A 19,032-nucleotide genomic window follows, 5' to 3' on the forward strand; every position below is an offset into this window, starting at 1 on the left:
TATGAAGCCATACCTAATTTCTGCGCTAGCCGCGATCCTTTCTTCTTCTGCCATGGCTTATGATGTTAAGTCTGGTGGCAAAACCAGTGTTAAAAAAGACGGCGCGAATGCCTATTCTCTTCCTGCTGCTAACTTGCCAATGAGCAAACGCCTCGACTTTAGCGTAGGTAACAGCTTTTTCCGTAACCCTTGGGTACAAGCGCCAGCGTCAACGGACGCTCGTGATGGCCTAGGCCCGCTTTTTAACACCAATGGTTGTCAGAATTGTCACATCAAAGACGGTCGTGGTCATCCGCCAGAGAAAGATGATTTACATGCCGTGTCTATGTTAGTGCGCTTAAGCATTCCTGCGATGACGCCAGAACAAAAGAAAGCTTACATCAAAGATGGCGGCATACCTGAGCCGACTTATGGTGGCCAGCTTCAAGATTTCGCTCTGCAAGATCAAACGCCAGAAGGCAAAATCGAAATCACTTACACCGATGTCCCAGTGAAATTTAAAGACGGTACGACGGTGACGCTAAGAAAACCTCATTTGAACATTACCGATCTGGGTTACGGCGATATGCACCCAGATACCGAGTTCTCAGCACGCGTGGCACCACCAATGATCGGCCTTGGTTTGTTGGAGAGTATTCCCGACGAAACGCTACTTGCTTGGGCTGATGAACAAGATGCCGACAAAGACGGTATCTCAGGCAAAGTCAATAAGGTGTGGGATATTGAAAAGGACGACTTCTCGATTGGTCGTTTTGGCTGGAAAGCAGGACAACCGACGCTAATGCAGCAAAATGCAGCAGCATTTAATGGTGATGTGGGTCTTACGAGCCATTTATTCCCAAATGAAAACTGTACCTCGAAACAAAGCATTTGTGACGACATGCCAAATGGCGGCAAACCTGAAGTGAGTGAAAATATTCTCGACTTCGTAGAGTTTTACAGCCAACACTTAGCCGTACCTATTCGCCGTAACATCAATGAGCCTAGCGTGAAACTTGGTCAGCAAATCTTTGCTGCGTCTGGTTGTGAAAGCTGCCATAAAACCAGTGTTAAAACGGCGAAGCGACCAGAGTTACCAGCGCTTTCTGAGCAGCTTATCCATCCATACACCGACATGCTTCTGCACGACATGGGTGAAGGCTTAGCCGATAACCGTCCGGAATACTTAGCAAACGGCCGTGAATGGCGAACGGCACCGTTGTGGGGTATTGGTTATACCGAAGAAGTAAACGGACACACGTACTTTCTACATGATGGCCGCGCTCGTAACCTGATGGAAGCGGTGTTGTGGCACGGCGGCGAAGCTGAAACGGCGAAACAAAATGTTTTAGCTCTGAACAAAAAAGAACGTGATGCTCTCATTGCGTTTCTGAACTCTCTATAAGGAAGCAACCATGAAAAAAACACTGTTAGTGAGTGCGATTGCCGCAACGTTAAGTTTGGTTGGTTGCCAATCGACCATCGGTTCGAGCTCAGCCAAGCCTGAGAGTACAAGTCATATTTCTCAAAGCGTGTACGAGGTTGAGTTTCAATCAGCTCAGACGTTTTTAGCGCAAACCACAGAACTTGAACAGCGCTTCGCGGATTACTGCGCATCAGAGTCGAAAGATGATGCACAAGTAAAACAGCAATGGCATCAAACGATGCTTGCGTGGATGGCATTACAAGGTCAAGAACGTGGCCCTGCTACGGCGTTGGAGCAAAGCTGGAATGTTCAGTTTTGGCCAGATAAAAAGAACACCACTGGTCGTAAAATGTCTGTACTGACGAAATCTGATCAAGCTTGGAGTGCAGAAGGTATCTCCACCCAAAGTGTCACCGTGCAAGGTTTAGGTGCATTGGAATGGCTGCTTTACGATAAAGCGTCGACCTTATCTAGCAATAGCAATACCTGTGTGACAGGCGTAGCGATTGCAGAAAACCTCGATAACAAAGCGCAGATCATCGCGGATTCTTGGGCAGAGAACCCTTGGAAAGCGCTAGAGATGACGGAATGGGAATCTGAGTACATTTCACTGCTCTCGAATCAGCTTGAGTACAGCATGAAGAAGTTGAGCCGACCGCTAGCGAAGATTGGTAAGCCTCGCCCGTATTTTTCAGAATCGTGGCGTTCAGAGACCTCACTTTCAAACTTAAAAGCCAACCTTCAAGGGATGGAAGCGTTGTACTTTGCGAACGGAAATGGTCTAGATGCGCTACTAAGAGAGCAAGGCCATGCAGATCTCGCAGACCGTGTTGTTCATCAGTTTGAAATGGCGTTAGAAACTTGGCCAGAAGATAAGAGCTTGTTTGCTGCACTACAAACAAAAGAAGGCTATCGCATGGTGCTTGCTCAATACAATAAGCTAGAGCAATTGAAGTACCTGATTCACGAAGAAGTGGCAATCGAGCTTGGCGTAGTTATAGGATTTAATGCAACCGATGGTGACTGATCAAACCCGCCGAACTTTGCTGAAAGCCGCTCTATTCGGGGCGGCTACACCTATGATGCCATTTGGTTGTTCTTCAACAAGCTCACGTGAGCCTGCGTTGATCGGCTGCTCTATCATTGGCCGAGATAAATATGCAGCGGTGGTGGCGGATGAGCATGGTATGCCGCTATCTTCATTGCCGATTCCTGAGCGTGGTCACGGTGTGGCAACCAACCAACAAGGCCACGCCGTAGTTTTTGGTCGTCGACCTGGTACTTTCTTCATGGTGTTTGATTATCGCTCAGAGCAGATGATCAAACTGCAACTAGCAACGCCAAATCGCCATTTTTACGGACATGGTGTTTACTCCCATGACGGCACGTTGCTATTTGCCACAGAAGGGGAGAGGGGGACAAGCCGCGGGATCATTGGTGTTTATGATGTACAGAAGCAATATCAAAAGATCGATGAGTTAACAGGCTTTGGCCTTGGCCCTCATGAAGTGATCATGATGCCTGATGGCGCATTGGCGATTGGCGTTGGTGGCGTACACACTAATGGCCGTGAACCTCTCAATCTTGATAGCATGAGACCGAGTCTGAGTTACCTTTCACAAGAAGGGGAGCTATTGGATCAAGTGTCTTTACCGGATCATAAGTTGAGTATTCGCCATTTAGCTCATGATGGTGCGGAAACCGTGCTTTGTGGGCAACAATATCGTGGTGAGCCGGACGAGTATCCAGCCTTGATCGCCATGCACACGCGTGGTGGTGAGATGCAGGATCTACAAGCTGATCCTGAAGAGTGGGCGCGTTTCAATCACTACGTTGCGAGTATTGCAGCAACCGATGAATGGATCTTAGCCACTTCGCCTCCGGGCAGTTGTTATGGTATATGGTCTAAATCTACGGGCAAATTGGTCGAGCTAAGTGCGTTACCAGATGCCTCTGGTGTTGTGGTCTATGGCGATGAGTTCCGAGTCAGTTCTGGGGCGGGAAAAGTGGTAGAGCAAAGACCTGAGGAGTCAAAAAGTACCTTCGCAAGCGGAGTGCAATGGGACAACCATTGGTCGAGAATTATCTAGAAAGATCATTGAGTAATTACTTATAGAGAGTTTTGTTGTCGTTTTCGGCATCAGATTCTTAATTTTAAACCTGCAAGCTGTGAGATATTTGCCATACTTTTTATTATGGCAAGTAGCGCAAGGATCATTTCAGTGTTTGCTAGGGTTTTAATCATGACGGCACTTCTGGTGCCGTTTTGCAGCTTTTCCACCGTCGTTTCTCTCGAAGCTTCAGCGCAAGTCGAGCAAGAGGGAGCGGTACAAAAGCTGTCTGTAGAAAAAATGATCCATTATCCAGAGGTGATTGATCAACTGTATCAAAGCACCAATTACCGTTTGAACTGGGAAAATGAAAGTGATATTGAGCAGTTTCTTTTTCAAGTAAACCTGGTTGCTCTTGCGGATGTCACCGACGAATTCGAAAATCAACTTCACCGGATAAACCAAGTAAGGTGGCAGGGAGATAATCTCGACTTCGATTTAGTGATGACAGACTCACTCTTGATGTACCTTAGTTATCTTGAGCAACTCCCCGAAGAAGGGATTAATTGGCTATTTACAGACAAAGCCCATGTTACGTTACCCGCTCCTAGCATCGATACTTTATCGATTTTGAGTAATGAGATTACGGTTGGCAAACTTGGTCAGTTTTTGGCAAGTCTCCGGTCTCCATTACAAACAGATGATGCTTTCTACTCCGCCTATTCTTCGCTATCGGAACATTCTCAGTACCAATATCCTGCCTATCAACAAACTGGGCTAGCACGTGTTGGCGATATATTAGAAAACAGACCCCTATTGATTGAGCGAATGGAGATCGTAGGCGTAGATGTTTCTTACTTGGATTTAGTCACTGAAGAATATGACGAACAATTAGAGCTTGCGATAAAAGAGTTCCAGCGTATTCATGGTTTGAAAGAAGATGGCGTTATCGGCCCGAATACCATTCGATGGATCAACTTTTCTCCTCAAGAGCGATTGCATCTGTTGGCGTTGAATTCTGAGCGTTCAAGAATTTGGTCGAAAGAAAGGGATAATGTTGTCTTTGTTAACGTGCCTGGATACGAAGTCACGTATTGGCATGACGGTCAACCCTTGTTTGAGTCTAAAGTTGTGGTAGGGAGAGCATCAAGAAAAACGCCCATCATGTCGGTAGCACTGGATTCAGTTATTCTCAACCCAACTTGGAACGTGCCTTGGACTATCATGGTTAAAGACATTATTCCTAAAGTAAAACGTAATCCGATGTATTTGATTAACCATAACATTCAAATCATTCGGTCTTGGACTTCGAACGAAATTATTGACCCTACAACCATCAATTGGGCAACGGTGAATCCGAGAACATTTCCTTATCGTATGCGACAGGCGTCAGGCTTACAAAATGCACTGGGATTGTACAAGTTCAATATGCCTAACCCACAAGCTATTTATTTGCATGACACGCCAAGTAAGAACTTGTTTGAACAGGACAGACGCGCATTCAGCTCAGGATGTGTTCGTGTAGAACATGCAGACCGGTTAGCAGAACTTCTGTTCAAAACTCAGGGGTTGGAAGAACGTTTAGCGAAAAAGCGAGAAAGTTCTCGTCGGTCTAACACGTCAGTTCCTTTGGGAGAGCGCATTCAAGTACACATCATTTATCAAACAGCATGGTTGGAAGAGGGAACGCTTTACTACCGTGATGATATCTATAAGTACGATCACCGCAGTTGAAATTTTTAAGGAAAATTTACAAAACGAAGAATTCTCTTTTCGTTCAATAATTAAGCAATAATTACTGCATCTGAAAATCAAGATGGAGCGTTTTATGCATTTGACGTGACAAATGTGTTTGGTTAATGTCCACGACTTGTCTAGTTGTTGAGCACTGTATTTTGAAATGGTAAGTCGTAACTTTTCCCGCCGAGATTTCCTTAAAATGACCGCTGGTGGTGTGGTGTTGGCGTCTGCCCTGCCATCATTTTCTTGGGCTTCACTCCCTGACGAGCCACGTGCGCTGGCGATGAACAATCTTAATACTGGAGAGATCCTCGAAACATGCTATTTCGATGGAAAACGATACATTAATGATGAACTTCAAAGGCTGAATGAGTTTTGTCGAGACCATCGACGAAATGAGGTTCATCCCATGGATCGACGCTTGTTCGATCAAATAAGCCAAATTCAAAAGTTAATTGGTACAGAAGCAGAGGTGATCGTCATTTCAGGTTACCGTTCTCCTGCCACTAATGCCTCGCTGCGCAACGGGTCTTCTCGTGTAGCGAAAAAGAGCATGCACATGGAAGGAAAGGCCATTGATTTCCGTTTAGACGGTGTGAAGCTTTCAACAGTTCGTGATGCTGCATTAAGCCTAAAAGCCGGTGGCGTGGGTTATTATCCAGGCAGTAACTTTGTTCATATCGATACGGGTGCTGTTCGTTCTTGGTAGTGCCAGTTGAGACAAGGTTTCTAGTCTCAGAACGTCGTCGATTACCCACAGTTCAAAGCTTGAAGTCGCTAGGCCTTAGTGTCATAGTTGCGGCAGTTTTCACGCAAATTTATTCGGTATAGGTTATCTATGGCTCTGAAATACCAAGTTGTTCCAGTAACATCTTTCTCTCAAAACTGTTCTATTGTCTGGTGTGACGAAACCATGAAAGGCATTGTGGTTGACCCTGGCGGCGATGAAAAGCAGCTCGCTATGCTTATCAAAGAGCTGGGTGTTGACGTGGTAAACCTCGTGCTAACACACGGTCACTTGGACCACGTAGGTGGCACGGAGCCGCTGTCTGCACTGCTTGGCGGTACAGAGATTGTTGGTCCTCACAAGGCAGATAACTTCTGGTTGCAAGGTTTGGAAGGTCAGAGCCAAATGTTTGGTTTCCCGCTGACAGAAGCGTTTGAACCGCACCAATGGCTAAATGAGGGTGACACTGTCACTTTCGGTAATCAAGTGCTGAACGTATTCCATACACCTGGTCATACACCTGGTCACGTTGTGCTTTACAGCGAAGAAGCGCGTTTAGCGTTTGTGGGTGACGTTTTGTTTAACGGTAGCATTGGTCGAACTGACTTCCCACAAGGCGATTTCAATACGTTGATTAGCTCTATCAAAGAGAAATTGTGGCCTTTAGGCAATGATGTCACGTTTGTCCCTGGTCACGGCCCTCAATCGACTTTCGGTCACGAGCGTAAAACTAACCCGTTCGTTGCTGACGAGATGCCGCTTTACTAAAAGTGCGTGTACTAAGCATTATTCTGGCTCGGCGGCAGCTAAGTATCGCCGAGTCAGTCCCACAAAGTCCTCAGCCTCACGATCTAGATCACTTGCTGATATAAATAGATCGTAGCCGTAGAAACCTCTCTGATACTTCATCCGGTTGGCGAGCATCGCTAACAAACCTTTGTACTCAATCCCATCTCTGTTTATATACGGTTTAGGGTCAAGCACCATATCCTCAAACTTATCTTCACACTGATTTTGTTTCGCGCCCAAGTAAAGCAGTGCTCGCTGGCTGAGGAGAATTTCTGTCGCTATACGAGGGCAGATTGAATTTAAGTAGGGTGAGTAGTGTTTTAGACGAATACCGATCCAAGGTAGCGGTTGGTGCCACCCTTCCTGTTGGTAGCTACAAATACCGATTGACTCAATATTTCGCCATCGGACGACCCAACCCCCTTTAAAAAGGTGTTGCTGAAAGTGAGAAGCTGTCAGCGTAAAAGTGACTTGGCTTTTCTTAATCATCAAGATGGCGAAACCAACGATTGCAGACATCAAAATGACCGACAACATGGCTTGCTTCCATCCCGGAGAAATGGCAACCAAAAACAAAGTGATGAGTGCAACGAGCAACAAAAGTATTCTGTTGATAGGGGAGTCGGGTTTGAAATGTGAATTTGTTAGGTGCAGCGTTTCCATGCTTATAACCTCATCGAATACTTGTCCAAAAATAAGTGGGTAGCTTTATGTGCATTGATTTGCATTTAAAATAAAACAAACCTCTGTTTTTATACCCAGTATTCAATAAATCCGTTCATAAAATATCTGATTAAATAGTAGACGTTCTATGCTTTGAGCGCATTTTTCATCGCATTTCGCCGCTAAAACCTACAAATTGCTTGTGAATTTTGGTATAAAACGCGCTTCAAATTTTCATCCCTGCTGAGATGCAGTGAACTGGAGAAATATTCAATGAGACTTGCTCATAAGCGTAAAGTGCAGATGAAACTGCAAAAACGCATTAAAGCGACAGTAGCAAACTTAGCTGCAGCACCTAAAGCAGTGAAGCCTGTTGCGGAAAAAGCAGTAGCACCTTCTGTTGCTGAAAAAGCTGTTGCGGAGAAAGTAGTAGCTGATAAAAAAGTAGCTGCAGTGAAAACAGTTGATGTTGCCCTTACTCCTAAGCAACAACAAGTATTAGACATCGTTATGGCGAATGCTGAAGGTATTAACCCTAAAGGCATCGGTCTAGCTGCAGGTCAAGAAGATACTAAAGCGGCATCATGGGCTACTGGCGCACTAAAGAAGCTTCTTGAAGAAAACCTAGTTCAAAAAGAGCAGTTAGCAGGTAACAAAGTTATCTACAAAGCAGTTTAATTACCGCTACCGTTCTGGATTGAATACCTCGGCCGATGCCGAGGTATTTTTTTATCTTGGTATTGGAAATAATGCATTAAGTACTGACTTTAACACTACCAATAAGTGGTTTGTCACATTTTCTTAAATACTATGTAAATTTTTTGGCAGAAAAATACGTACGTATTGTCTTTTATTTTTATTCATAGATAAAAATATAATTTATTGATTTTGCTATTAACAGTCTTTTGTCATGACGATTGTCCTACGTACTTGTACGTAATACCTTAGGCTAATGCCTTATTGATGAATTACTCGCTTCCGTGTTCATGCCCATTTCGCATTAGACAACATTGTTACATCTTTTATACCGAATACAGCCAATCCTAATGAAATGGATGACAACAATAACCTTGGTGATAAAGGACGTGAACGATGAGTCTAATCCAAAAATCTTTAAAACGAGTGCTCAAAACAACCGCTGTCGCTGCCGCGATGGCACTCGCAGCGACTTCTGTAAACGCTGCTGAAAAAGTCTATCGTTTAAAGCTTGCTGAAACTTGGGGGCCTAATTTCCCAATTTTTGGTGATACCACAAAAAACATGGCCAAAATGGCGGAAGAGATGTCCAACGGACGTTTGCAAATCCGCATTGATTCCGCAAACAAGCATAAAGCGCCTTTTGGGGTGTTTGATATGGTTAAGTCGGGTCAGTATGACATGGGTCACTCAGCGTCTTATTACTGGAAGGGTAAGGTTCCAAACACACTTTACTTCACTTCTATGCCCTTCGGTATGTTGCCAACTGAGCAGTATGCATGGTTTTACTACGGCGGTGGTATGGAGCTGATGGAAAAAGTGTACTCTCCACATAACTTGATGTCTTTCCCTGGCGGTAATACCGATACTCAGATGGGCGGGTGGTTCCAAAAAGAGATCAAGTCCGTCGAGGACTTACAGGGTTTGAAAATGCGTATCCCAGGGTTTGCTGGTGAGATTTTGGCTGAGTTAGGTGCCAAGCCAACGAATATCGCCCCTGGTGAGCTATATACTTCTCTAGAGCGTCGCACGATTGATGCCTTGGAATGGGTTGGTCCATCGCTGGATCTACGTATGGGCTTCCACAAAATCGCGCCTTACTACTACACAGGTTGGCATGAGCCAGCGACTGAGCTTCAGTTCCTCGTTAACAAGCGTACCTGGAATCGTTTACCTGATGATCTAAAAGCGATTTTGCAAGTAGCCATGAAAACGGCCGCTTACGATATGTACACGCAATCGAAACACGAAAGCGGCAAAAACTGGGCATCTATTAAGTCTGAATACCCAAATGTTGAAGTAAAAGATTTCCCACCTGAAGTAGTAGCTGCGTTGCGAGAAGCAAACGATCGTTTGTTGAAAGAACATGCAGAAAAAGATGCTTTGGCGAAAGAGATTCAAGAGTCGCAAGCGAACTATATGAATCAAGTTCGACCATGGTCAGATATTTCGCACCGAGCGTACTTAAACAGTCAAGCTCAACAATAACGTTATGAAGCAGGCGATGCCGAGAGGTTTAGCCTGCTATCGAAGCCCAAGAAAACTTCATAATGAATGCTCCGCACCATAGCGGAGCGCATCTAAACGTTCCACGGAGTTCGGAATGAGAAGTCTTATTTATATTGAGCGATTATTTAACCGCTTTAGCGATTTCCTCGGATGGTTATCCAGCATCCTGTTTATTTTGTTGTTAGCAAACGTTGTGTACGACGTTGTCATGCGTTACGTGTTTAATGATGTGTCTATCGCATTCCAAGAAATGGAATGGCATCTATTCTCTGCCGTGTTCTTGCTTGGTGTGCCTTACGCAATTAAGTCCGGTGGCCATGTTCGCGTCGACATTTTTTATGAACGCTTATCTTACAAAGCACAATCCATCATCGACATCATAGGCACACTATTTTTCTTATTCCCTTTTTGCCTACTGGTAGCTTGGTTTGGTATTGATTTCGCCAAGGAAAGTTACGCGTTAGGCGAGACGTCTGGTGACCCAGGTGGCTTACCATATCGTTGGATTATCAAAGCGATGATTCCGCTGTCATTTTTCTTTATGGCGGTGAGTGGTATTGGATTGTTACTTCATTCAATCAACAAAATTGTCAACCCTCATCTCATCTATGCCGGTAATAACGGTAAGTCGTAAAAGGAAGTCATTATGATCGGTATAGTGATGTTTTTTGTTGCGCTCTTTGCGCTTCTATTGGGATTTCCCGTTGCCTTTACTTTTGGTGGTATCGCGCTGATTTTTGGTGTTTGGGCTGAAGGCATCGAGATGTTTGCTTTTATGCCATATCGAATTCAGTCCATTATGGAAAATACGGTGCTAATGGCCGTACCGCTGTTCGTTTTTATGGGGCTAGTGCTACAGAAAACCAAGCTTGCTGAACAGCTACTAGAATCAATGGGGCGTTTGTTCGGTGGCGTTCGCGGTGGTATCGCTATTTCTACCGTGTTAGTTGGCGCATTGCTTGCAGCTTCAACGGGTGTGGTAGGCGCATCAGTTGTTGCGATGGGCTTAATATCTCTTCCTGTGATGCTCAAGTACAATTACGACAAAGGTTTAGCGTGTGGGACTATTTGTGCGTCTGGCACGTTGGGCCAAATTATCCCACCTTCTATCGTGTTGATCTTGTTGGGTGATGTACTTGGCGTACCGGTAGGGGACCTATTTCAAGCTGCGATCTGGCCCGGTATTACACTTGTTGGCGCCTATGTGATCTACATTCTCATCTACGCGAAGTTGAACCCTCAAGCCGCACAGGCGATAGAGCGTGATGAGTCGATCAGTCGTAAACAAGAAGTGCTCACCGCACTGAAAGCTGTATTGCCACCTTTAGCATTGATCATCGTGGTATTGGGCTCCATCTTTGCAGGGATTGCAACACCAACAGAGTCAGCGGCACTGGGCGGTGCAGGTGCGATTATTTTATCGCTATTGTATAAACAGTTTAGTTGGTCGATGATTTATGATGCATCAAAAGAGACAGTTAAGGTAACCGCAATGGTCTTTGCGATCTTACTTGGTGCGACCGCCTTCTCAATGGCATTTACCTACACCGGTGGTGATTATTTAGTTGAAGAGTGGATGTTAGAACTGCCGGGTGAAAAGTGGGGATTCCTTATTATTACCATGGTGGTGATTCTGATTTTAGGTTTCTTTATCGACTTCGTTGAAATCTGTTTTATCATCGTGCCAATTATTGCGCCAGTCGCTGAATTGATGGGCATTAATATGACGTGGTTTGCGATTCTTATTGCGATGAACTTGCAGACGTCGTTCCTCACACCGCCATTTGGCTTTAGTTTGTTCTATCTAAAAGGTGTCGCTCCAGCAGGGGTTACTACGCGAGATATCTACAAAGGTGTGATGCCGTTCATCGCGATTCAGATTGTTGTGTTGGCGTCTTTGCTGTTTTTCCCAGGTTTTTACGGTATGAGTTAATCACTCGATAATAAAGAGATTTTGTGAACTGAGAGTTTTTACCTTTTGAGACAAGTTGTTAAGCTGTTAATTATGTCTATGCAGACACAATCGATTCGTTTGTACTGCTAAGATAGTAAGCTGTAAAGGCAGCGTTTCATGGAGGGAAGGGATGCCTCTCAAAGCAAAGTTAATTCTGCTGACACTGATACCCGTGGTATTGGTGTCAGCGAGTATCAGCTGGATCTCTATCTATCAAACTAAGACCCTTGGCAAAAGGGAGGTGGAGATCTTTCATCAAAACCTGATCCAATCAAAAGAAGCGGCGCTGAAAGATACGGTCGACGTCGCTTTTGACTCCATTTCTTACATCTACAACGATCCGACTTTAGAAGAGAGTGCTGCCAAAACGCGTGTGAAAGCGATTTTAAATCGTTTGAGTTATGGGTCGGACGGCTATTTTTTTGCTTATGATAAATATGGTACCAACCTTGTACACCCAGTTCTTCCGGAGCTTGTCGGGGAAAACTTACTCTATCTTGAAGACGAAAATGGCGATCGCTTAATCGAAGCTCTATTGTATCAAGCGCAATCCGGTGGTGGATTTCATCAGTACCTGTGGCAAAAGCCATCTACGGGTGAAGTTGTCCCTAAGCTTAGTTACGCTGCATGGCTCGATAAGTGGGAATGGATGATAGGGACTGGGCTGTATATTGAGGATGTAAGCCGAGAAGTCGCCAATATGCGCGCGGCGGTGAACAAAAATATCGAAACGACATTTTTCTCAGTCGTCGTGATCTTAGCGGTGACCGTTGCTGTAATCATTGTTCTCACTCTGGCGATCAATCTGCACGAGCATCGCCTCGCTGATAAGAACCTGAAAGAATTGGCACATAAAACCGTGATGTTCCAAGAAGATGAGAAAAAGCATTTAGCGCGAGAACTGCATGATGGAATCAATCAGTTGTTAGTCTCCAGTAAATGTCATTTAGACTTAATGAGTCATAGACTGGAAGACGAAAAACTCAAATCCCACTTAGATAAATCACAACGATCGCTCGTCACCGCGATAAATGAGGTGCGGCATATTTCTCATCAGCTCCGTCCAAGCGCCCTCGATGATATCGGTTTAGAAGCAGCACTGACGACCTTGCTACAGGATTTTCATTCCCATTCCGGGATTGATATCGAGAGCAATTTCGATACTCAGCAGCACAAACTGACTTCGGAAGTCGCAACGACGCTATATCGCGTCGCTCAGGAGTCTTTGAATAACATTGAAAAACATGCGCGAGCGAAAAAAGTAACGGTTACTTTGCAAAAAATGGGCAATATGCTGCAATTACTCATACGTGATGATGGCGTTGGGTTTGTGGTTAACCAAGCAGTGCACCAACAAGGGATTGGGTTAAGGAATATGCAAGAGCGTGTAGAGTTCATCGGTGGTGAATTTGAGCTAATGAGTGAGCTTGGCTTGGGAACAGAGATTACCGTGCTGCTTAATTTGGATGAAATAGTTTATGGATAAGCCGATTAGTGTAGTGATTGTCGATGATCATCAAGTGGTGTTGGATGGCTTCATGGCTCGTTTGGAGTTAGAGCCTGACATCGAAGTGGTGGGTACAGCAAGTAATGGCTTGGAAGCGATAGAGGTCGCAAAGCTCTTGCAACCGGACGTCATATTGATGGATATCAGCATGCCAATAATGAACGGTATTGAAGCGACTGGTGTAATTAAAGAAGCGCGCCCAGAGAGCAAAATACTTATGTTGACCATGCACGATAATCGCGAGTACATCATGAAGGTCATGCAAGCTGGTGCCGTAGGATATATGCTCAAGGAAATCTCGGCCGAGAAAATGGTGCAAGCAATAAAAACGGTGAACCAAGGCTCGACGTACTTCTGTGAATCCGTCACACAAACACTCTTTACCCAAGAAGTGGTGCCTGCCACGCAAAAAACGAATCCTCTCAGCCGCAGGGAAGAAGCGGTACTTAAATTAGTTGCTCAAGGAAACAGCAGCAAGAAAATCGCCACTTTACTCAATATTAGTTATCGAACGGTAGAGACGCATCGCCATAACATTAAGCACAAGTTGGACTTACATTCGACGGCAGAGTTAGCAAAATATGCGTTTGAAACTGGGTTGACTGAGTAGGAGAGTAGTGCCCGCAAAAAGCGAGCACGTGGGAGCGAAACTAATCGGCTTTGGTAATGCTACCAAGCTCTAGCATTGGAGCAACATCGATGTCCTCTGCATTCATCATCGTCGAGATGCGTTGAACGGAAGATAGTAGAAGGGATTGCTCCCATTCTTCCAATTTTTGGAATCGATTAATGAAGTGCTCTTGCAGCGGCGTTGGTGCTTGTTTTAAGGCTTCTTGGCCCTTGCTCGTAAGTACAGCATGCACTTTACGCTTGTCTTGAACACTGCGCTGACGCTCAACAAACTGGCCTCGTTCTAGTCTATCTAGAATGGTCGTTGCGGTCGCTTGGCTCATGTTAGTGTGGCTAGACAACTGTTTAATCGTCACGTTATCTAAGTCATTGATAGCGCGCATCAAAATCAACTGTGGAGCAGTCAATCCAGACTCTTTGCTCAGCTTTTTAGAATGTAAATCAATAGCGCGGATGATCTGACGAATCGAGACCAATACTTCTTCGTACTTTTCCAATTTATTCATCCAGTCTGTAGGGAACATTTATCGAGGCGACACTAACTTAAATGCGCCCTTATTTAAAGGGGGGAAATCAAAAATTACCTCTACAATTTTACGCCGTGTCCTCAATACCATTTTGTCGCGCCTTTTCGACAAAATAAGAAGAGCTAAAATTATTATAGCAATAAATGTTTGTGGTCTAACTATTGTAGTAGTGATTTGTTCTATCAGAGGCCGTAACCACACAGTGAAAAGTAAGTTATTGGATTTTTTAATAGCAAAAAGATAGACAAAAACGTGTCAAATGATAGGATCTTGCGCCTTCACGGAATGCAAAACGTATCGTGTTCGAAAGATTTTTTTGTTTGGTACGTAAAAACACTACAAAAATAGAGAGGAACGATGACAAAGGGTATAGATAAGTACAGTATCGATAGTACCGACTATACGGTAGGTCAGGACAACGTTCAAAAATGGGGTTTTGATGTTCATAACCCAGTTTTTGGTATTAGTGCAGGTTTGATTGCGCTGTTTCTTGTCGCTGCATTAGTTCTAGATGCACATACCGCAAAGACGGCACTTGATGGGCTGAAGTGGAAAATTATTGGTTCATTCGATTGGTTGTTCATTATTGCAGGTAACATTTTCGTTATTTTCTGTTTGGCGCTTATCGTCTCACCAATGGGTAAGATTCGACTAGGTGGTAAAGACGCTGTTGCCGATTACTCGTTTATGTCATGGCTTGCAATGCTATTTGCAGCTGGTATGGGTATCGGTTTAATGTTCTGGAGTGTTGCAGAACCTGTCGCTTACTTCACCGGTTGGTATGAAACGCCACTTGGTGTTGAGGCAAATACACCAGAAGCCGCGAGATTGGCACTGGGTGCAACGATGTTCCACTGGGGCCTTCACCCATGGGCAATTTACGGTGTTGTAGCACTTTCTTTAGCATTCTTTGCCTACAACAAAGGTTTACCGCTATCTATGCGTTCGATCTTCTACCCACTTCTGGGTGATCGTGCATGGGGTTGGGCTGGCCACATTGTGGACATTCTGGCTGTACTTGCGACTTTATTTGGTCTTGCTACATCCCTAGGTCTAGGTGCGCAGCAAGCAGCAAGTGGTATTCATCACGTATTTGGTGTTGAGCCAGGCCTAGGTCTGCAAATCGTCGTTATTACCGTGGTGACTTTACTTGCTGTTGTTTCAGTCGTACGCGGCATCGATGGTGGTGTTAAAGTCATTAGTAACATCAACATGGTTGTGGCGTTCTTGCTACTTCTCCTTGTTGGTCTTATCGGTTGGGCGGCGAGCCTAGGTTCGATTCCAACCACACTTATGGCATATGTAGAGAATATCATCCCACTAAGTAACCCGTTTGGTCGTACGGACGAAGCTTGGTTCCAAGGCTGGACAGTGTTCTACTGGGCTTGGTGGATTTCATGGTCGCCATTCGTAGGCATGTTCATCGCGCGTGTTTCTCGTGGCCGTACCGTTCGCGAGTTCATCACAGCAGTTCTACTGGTTCCAACGGCGGTTACCGTTGTTTGGATGTCTGTATTTGGTGGCCTGGCGATCGAGCAAGTTGTTGATAAAGTAGGTGAGCTGGGCACAAATGGCTTGACTGACGTATCTCTCGCTATGTTCCAAATGTTTGATGTTCTTCCATTTGGTAGCATGCTTTCTATCATCGCTGTTGTGTTGGTACTTGTGTTCTTCATTACGTCTTCTGACTCTGGTTCACTTGTTATCGACAGTATCACGGCAGGTGGTAAAGTTGATGCACCTGTACTTCAACGTGTCTTCTGGGCATTCATGGAAGGTGCAATTGCGGTTGCTCTGCTATGGATTGGTGGCTCCGAGGCGGTTCAAGCTCTTCAGGCTGGTGCCATTTCTACAGCACTGCCATTTACCTTCATTCTGCTTGCAATGTGTGTGAGCTTATTGATGGGTATGAGAACAGAGCGTCAGTAATTCGGCATTTTATAAAACCGTTTGACTAACAATCAATCAAAAGGCCAGCAATTTGCTGGCTTTTTTTGTGCGGTTTTTATGACGCTCGAGACAAAAAAATGACACATGAAAGTTCATATTTTACAAAGAGTTAATGTGCTATTTTGTTTTTTAAAAATTAGTGAATAGTCGTAAAAAAGTGTGTAATATTCATGCACCTTAACTGTTCTCCCAACTCAAAAAACTATAAATATGAAATTATCATTAAAACAAAAGCTTATAGGCGCAAGCCTTTCTGCTGTTGTTGTGATGGCAACAGCACTTACTTGGTTGTCGGCTGGTCAATTATTTGATCAGACTCGTTCAGGTGTCTATTCACGTGCGCAAAGTCTTAGTACTACTGCGTCAGAGGGAATTTCTGATTGGGTCAATATCCGTAAAGATATTGCCACTGCGTTCAACGACTACTCGACCGAGCAAGACGTTGTTCCTTTCCTACAACAAGCTCGCAAGGCTGGTGGCTTCGATGACATCTTCCTTGGTACACCAAACGGTGATATGTACCGCTCTCATCCGGAGCGTAACCGTGCTGATTATGACCCTCGCACACGTCCTTGGTACAAGGATGCTGATGCAGCGGGTAAGCAAATCATCACAGCCGCATATCAAGACGCAATCACGAATGCACTACTTGTGACCATTGCTGAGCCAGTAATGAAAAATGGTCAGTTTGTTGGTGTTGTTGGTGCGGATGTACTGATCGATCAGCTTATCAGCGATGTGATTAACTTAGATGCAGGTGAAAACGCGCATGCGATGCTAATCGACATGAATGAAGGCACCTTTTTAGCGCATCCAGATAAAAGCTTGACGCTTAAGCCTATCACCAGTGTTCTAAAAGATTTTTCAGAAGAGGCAATTGAGCGTGCCGCCGATGAAGGTCGTATCGAAGATACGGTAATCAAAGGAAAAGAGAAGCTTTACTACTTCAATAAAGTTCCTGGCACGCATTGGATGTTTGCGATTGAAATGGATCGCGCAACAGAAGAAGCAGGTCATGCGGTATTGCTACGAGATCTATTGTTCACTGCTGTGGCGATCACGATTGTGGTTATTCTTGCAGTTTCTTGGCTAGTTGGTTTCTTGTTCCGTGACTTGAACCGCGTATCAAATGCACTGGAAGAAATTGCATCTGGCGAAGGTGACTTAACGCAACGCCTAGAGCCACGCAGTGATGATGAAGTAGGTAAACTGGCGGAAAACTTCAACCGTTTTGTTGGCAACATGCACACAATGGTTACTAAGCTTAGCCACGTATCTTCTGCGCTTTCAGAGCAAGCACGCACGACAGCACAGCAAGCTGAGGAGCGTAGTCAGCGTATCTCTTACCAGCAAGATGAAATCAACATGGTGGCGACGGCCGTGAACGAAATGGCAGCAGCGACACAAGAAATTGCAGGTAATGCTGATAGCACGGCAAGTAACTCAGAAGAAGCGGTTCAAGCTTGTTCACACGGTTCAAGCCAAGTAACTCAAACGCAAGGCTCTATTCAGAACTTAGCGCAAGAAGTTCAAGTTGCTACTGATGTGATTCAAGAGCTAGAAGCACACGGAAATAGCATCAATACGATTCTATCAACGATTCAAGGCATTGCAGAGCAAACGAACCTACTTGCACTTAACGCGGCGATCGAAGCGGCACGTGCAGGTGAGCAAGGCCGTGGTTTTGCTGTGGTTGCAGATGAAGTCCGCGTATTGAGCCAACGTACTCATGCTTCAACGCAAGAGATTCAAGAAACTATCGAGATGCTACAAGGCACAACAGCCAAAGCGGTCGGTATTATGGGTGACAGTCGTCGTCTAGCTGATACCAGTGTTGATGATGCCAATGCGGCTGCAGCGAGCTTGACGCAAATCCACACTGCTGTTGAGCGTATCAGTGATATGGCAACGCAGATTGCTTCAGCAGCAGAAGAGCAAGCATCGGTAACCACTGAGATCACTCGTAACACTGAAGGTATTCGTGACGTGTCTAACGAGCTGTCAGTCGAAGCTCATCAAGCAGCAGAACAAGCTGCTCACCTGTCTGAGCTATCACACGAACTTGAACAAGAGATTCAACGCTTTAAGCTGTAATCTTGTCTCAACCTAAGTAAAAAAGGAGCCATCAGGCTCCTTTTTTGATCGCTATTAAGCGTGAAGTATATTACAGCCAGAACTCACTGATGGGTTGCTCTTCACTGTAATGATGGGCGATTTGCGCTTGCAGTAGCTCTGCGGTAGCAATTGCATCGGTTAATGCATGGTGAGGCGTATAGTCTGGCAGCCCATAACGGCGTCGAGATTGCGCTAGCCGAACCGATTCTGGTTTTTTCCCTTTTAAACGCTCCCAGAGAGAGCCTGAACGTTTCTGTTGAATCGTTTCTTCAAGGTGCAGCGTATCTAAAACAGGAAACTCAATACCTTCCCCTAAACGGCTTTTGAGCGCTTTATCCAGAAACTCTCTCTCGATACGACGGTAATGAACAACAATGATTTTCCCGCTTAAGCATGGTAGCAGCTCGCTTAAGATATCGCCTAAGTCAGGCGCATCGATCAATTCGCTGTGAGTAATACCGTGTATAATGACTGAGTCTTCATCGAGTGCACGCTGTGGACGTACCTTCCAATGACGCGAGTTACGTAGGAAAATTCGCTTCAGGTTAAACGGCACTAAACCAATAGTAATGATGTCATGTTTTTCAGGATTCAAACCCGTCGTTTCGAAATCTAACGCCACGAACTCCACCTCAGATAACGGTGTTTCTGGAGCAGGCGGCTTGTTGCTATAAAACGCAATTAAATTCTCATCCTTCGCCATCTCCAGCTTTTGTTCAAACTTCGTTGGCCACTGAATGGTTGGCTTCTGAAAGAGCTTTTTAATCAT

17 protein-coding genes are annotated in these 19,032 nt (G+C 44.9%); 14 read left to right on the forward strand and 3 right to left on the reverse strand.

Annotated elements, in window-relative coordinates; translation table 11 throughout:
• Window position 1: 1 nt before the first annotated feature.
• The 6 genes from KJB35_RS23805 (at window position 2) to KJB35_RS23830 (ending at window position 6,691) form a co-directional block, all read left to right on the forward strand.
• Complete coding sequence (locus KJB35_RS23805; RefSeq protein ID WP_065274667.1) at window positions 2-1,384, forward strand: di-heme oxidoredictase family protein; 1,383 nt, start codon at window positions 2-4, stop codon at window positions 1,382-1,384.
• Window positions 1,385-1,394: 10 nt separating this feature from the next.
• A complete protein-coding gene (locus KJB35_RS23810) occupies window positions 1,395-2,432 on the forward strand; it encodes an imelysin family protein (protein WP_005376849.1) in 1,038 nt (345 codons plus the stop codon).
• Window positions 2,413-3,495: a DUF1513 domain-containing protein gene (locus KJB35_RS23815; protein WP_005376850.1), complete on the forward strand. Its 1,083-nt coding sequence runs from the start codon at window positions 2,413-2,415 to the stop codon at window positions 3,493-3,495. Before KJB35_RS23810 ends, KJB35_RS23815 begins: the two co-directional genes overlap by 20 nt.
• Window positions 3,496-3,648: 153 nt before the next feature.
• Window positions 3,649-5,190, forward strand: a complete 1,542-nt coding sequence (locus tag KJB35_RS23820) for a murein L,D-transpeptidase (protein WP_213908176.1) — start codon at window positions 3,649-3,651, stop codon at window positions 5,188-5,190.
• Window positions 5,191-5,356: 166 nt separating this feature from the next.
• The gene (locus KJB35_RS23825) at window positions 5,357-5,905 is read left to right on the forward strand and encodes a DUF882 domain-containing protein (RefSeq protein ID WP_031778936.1); all 549 of its coding nucleotides are present in this window, start codon (window positions 5,357-5,359) and stop codon (window positions 5,903-5,905) included.
• 129 nt (window positions 5,906-6,034) lie between these two features.
• Window positions 6,035-6,691: an MBL fold metallo-hydrolase gene (locus KJB35_RS23830; RefSeq protein WP_005376855.1), complete on the forward strand. Its 657-nt coding sequence runs from the start codon at window positions 6,035-6,037 to the stop codon at window positions 6,689-6,691.
• An 18-nt stretch (window positions 6,692-6,709) separates the two neighbouring features.
• On the opposite strand, the gene KJB35_RS23835 is transcribed toward KJB35_RS23830, so the two are convergent.
• On the reverse strand, window positions 6,710-7,375 hold the full coding sequence (locus KJB35_RS23835) for a DUF2982 domain-containing protein (RefSeq protein WP_005376857.1): 666 nt from the start codon (window positions 7,373-7,375) through the stop codon (window positions 6,710-6,712).
• Between the two features lie 273 nt (window positions 7,376-7,648).
• Here KJB35_RS23835 and KJB35_RS23840 point away from each other — a divergent pair, with 273 nt between their 5' ends.
• From KJB35_RS23840 to KJB35_RS23865, 6 genes are all read left to right on the forward strand, one after another.
• A complete protein-coding gene (locus KJB35_RS23840) occupies window positions 7,649-8,053 on the forward strand; it encodes a hypothetical protein (RefSeq protein ID WP_005376863.1) in 405 nt (134 codons plus the stop codon).
• Window positions 8,054-8,467: 414 nt separating this feature from the next.
• Window positions 8,468-9,559, forward strand: a complete 1,092-nt coding sequence (locus KJB35_RS23845; protein ID WP_017636112.1) for a TRAP transporter substrate-binding protein — start codon at window positions 8,468-8,470, stop codon at window positions 9,557-9,559.
• A 115-nt stretch (window positions 9,560-9,674) separates the two neighbouring features.
• On the forward strand, window positions 9,675-10,214 hold the full coding sequence (locus KJB35_RS23850; RefSeq protein ID WP_005376869.1) for a TRAP transporter small permease subunit: 540 nt from the start codon (window positions 9,675-9,677) through the stop codon (window positions 10,212-10,214).
• Window positions 10,215-10,226: 12 nt separating this feature from the next.
• Complete coding sequence (locus tag KJB35_RS23855) at window positions 10,227-11,513, forward strand: TRAP transporter large permease subunit (RefSeq protein ID WP_005376871.1); 1,287 nt, start codon at window positions 10,227-10,229, stop codon at window positions 11,511-11,513.
• Window positions 11,514-11,664: 151 nt separating this feature from the next.
• Window positions 11,665-13,020, forward strand: a complete 1,356-nt coding sequence (locus KJB35_RS23860) for a cache domain-containing protein (protein ID WP_205461184.1) — start codon at window positions 11,665-11,667, stop codon at window positions 13,018-13,020.
• Window positions 13,013-13,651: a response regulator transcription factor gene (locus tag KJB35_RS23865; protein WP_206949232.1), complete on the forward strand. Its 639-nt coding sequence runs from the start codon at window positions 13,013-13,015 to the stop codon at window positions 13,649-13,651. The genes KJB35_RS23860 and KJB35_RS23865 overlap by 8 nt, the downstream gene beginning before the upstream one ends.
• Window positions 13,652-13,691: 40 nt before the next feature.
• On the opposite strand, the gene KJB35_RS23870 is transcribed toward KJB35_RS23865, so the two are convergent.
• On the reverse strand, window positions 13,692-14,168 hold the full coding sequence (locus KJB35_RS23870; protein WP_005376877.1) for a MarR family winged helix-turn-helix transcriptional regulator: 477 nt from the start codon (window positions 14,166-14,168) through the stop codon (window positions 13,692-13,694).
• A gap of 387 nt (window positions 14,169-14,555) precedes the next feature.
• Between KJB35_RS23870 and KJB35_RS23875 the strand changes: the two genes are divergently transcribed.
• Together KJB35_RS23875 and KJB35_RS23880 are read left to right on the forward strand one after the other, a co-directional pair.
• Window positions 14,556-16,127 carry a BCCT family transporter gene (locus KJB35_RS23875; RefSeq protein ID WP_005376879.1) on the forward strand — a complete coding sequence of 524 codons (1,572 nt, stop codon included), beginning with the start codon at window positions 14,556-14,558 and terminating at the stop codon, window positions 16,125-16,127.
• A 231-nt stretch (window positions 16,128-16,358) separates the two neighbouring features.
• Entirely contained in the window at window positions 16,359-18,242 is a 1,884-nt protein-coding gene (locus KJB35_RS23880; RefSeq protein ID WP_005376880.1) for a methyl-accepting chemotaxis protein, read from the forward strand.
• A 70-nt stretch (window positions 18,243-18,312) separates the two neighbouring features.
• Here KJB35_RS23880 and KJB35_RS23885 read toward each other — a convergent pair whose 3' ends face one another.
• Window positions 18,313-19,032 (reverse strand): 3'-5' exonuclease, encoded by a 720-nt coding sequence (locus tag KJB35_RS23885; protein WP_005376881.1) that lies wholly within the window; start codon window positions 19,030-19,032, stop codon window positions 18,313-18,315.

It is taken from the genome of Vibrio sp. D431a (genome assembly GCF_030248655.1).
Classification (GTDB): domain Bacteria; phylum Pseudomonadota; class Gammaproteobacteria; order Enterobacterales; family Vibrionaceae; genus Vibrio; species Vibrio alginolyticus.

Coding starts and splice junctions, on each gene's coding strand:
- KJB35_RS23805 (WP_065274667.1), top strand. CDS start 2: ATGAAGCCATACCTAATTTCTGCGCTAGCCGCGATCCTTTCTTCTTCT.
- KJB35_RS23810 (WP_005376849.1), top strand. CDS start 1,395: ATGAAAAAAACACTGTTAGTGAGTGCGATTGCCGCAACGTTAAGTTTG.
- KJB35_RS23815 (WP_005376850.1), top strand. CDS start 2,413: ATGCAACCGATGGTGACTGATCAAACCCGCCGAACTTTGCTGAAAGCC.
- KJB35_RS23820 (WP_213908176.1), top strand. CDS start 3,649: ATGACGGCACTTCTGGTGCCGTTTTGCAGCTTTTCCACCGTCGTTTCT.
- KJB35_RS23825 (WP_031778936.1), top strand. CDS start 5,357: ATGGTAAGTCGTAACTTTTCCCGCCGAGATTTCCTTAAAATGACCGCT.
- KJB35_RS23830 (WP_005376855.1), top strand. CDS start 6,035: ATGGCTCTGAAATACCAAGTTGTTCCAGTAACATCTTTCTCTCAAAAC.
- KJB35_RS23835 (WP_005376857.1), bottom strand. CDS start 7,375: ATGGAAACGCTGCACCTAACAAATTCACATTTCAAACCCGACTCCCCT.
- KJB35_RS23840 (WP_005376863.1), top strand. CDS start 7,649: ATGAGACTTGCTCATAAGCGTAAAGTGCAGATGAAACTGCAAAAACGC.
- KJB35_RS23845 (WP_017636112.1), top strand. CDS start 8,468: ATGAGTCTAATCCAAAAATCTTTAAAACGAGTGCTCAAAACAACCGCT.
- KJB35_RS23850 (WP_005376869.1), top strand. CDS start 9,675: ATGAGAAGTCTTATTTATATTGAGCGATTATTTAACCGCTTTAGCGAT.
- KJB35_RS23855 (WP_005376871.1), top strand. CDS start 10,227: ATGATCGGTATAGTGATGTTTTTTGTTGCGCTCTTTGCGCTTCTATTG.
- KJB35_RS23860 (WP_205461184.1), top strand. CDS start 11,665: ATGCCTCTCAAAGCAAAGTTAATTCTGCTGACACTGATACCCGTGGTA.
- KJB35_RS23865 (WP_206949232.1), top strand. CDS start 13,013: ATGGATAAGCCGATTAGTGTAGTGATTGTCGATGATCATCAAGTGGTG.
- KJB35_RS23875 (WP_005376879.1), top strand. CDS start 14,556: ATGACAAAGGGTATAGATAAGTACAGTATCGATAGTACCGACTATACG.
- KJB35_RS23880 (WP_005376880.1), top strand. CDS start 16,359: ATGAAATTATCATTAAAACAAAAGCTTATAGGCGCAAGCCTTTCTGCT.
- KJB35_RS23885 (WP_005376881.1), bottom strand. CDS start 19,032: ATGATTAAAAAGCTCTTTCAGAAGCCAACCATTCAGTGGCCAACGAAG.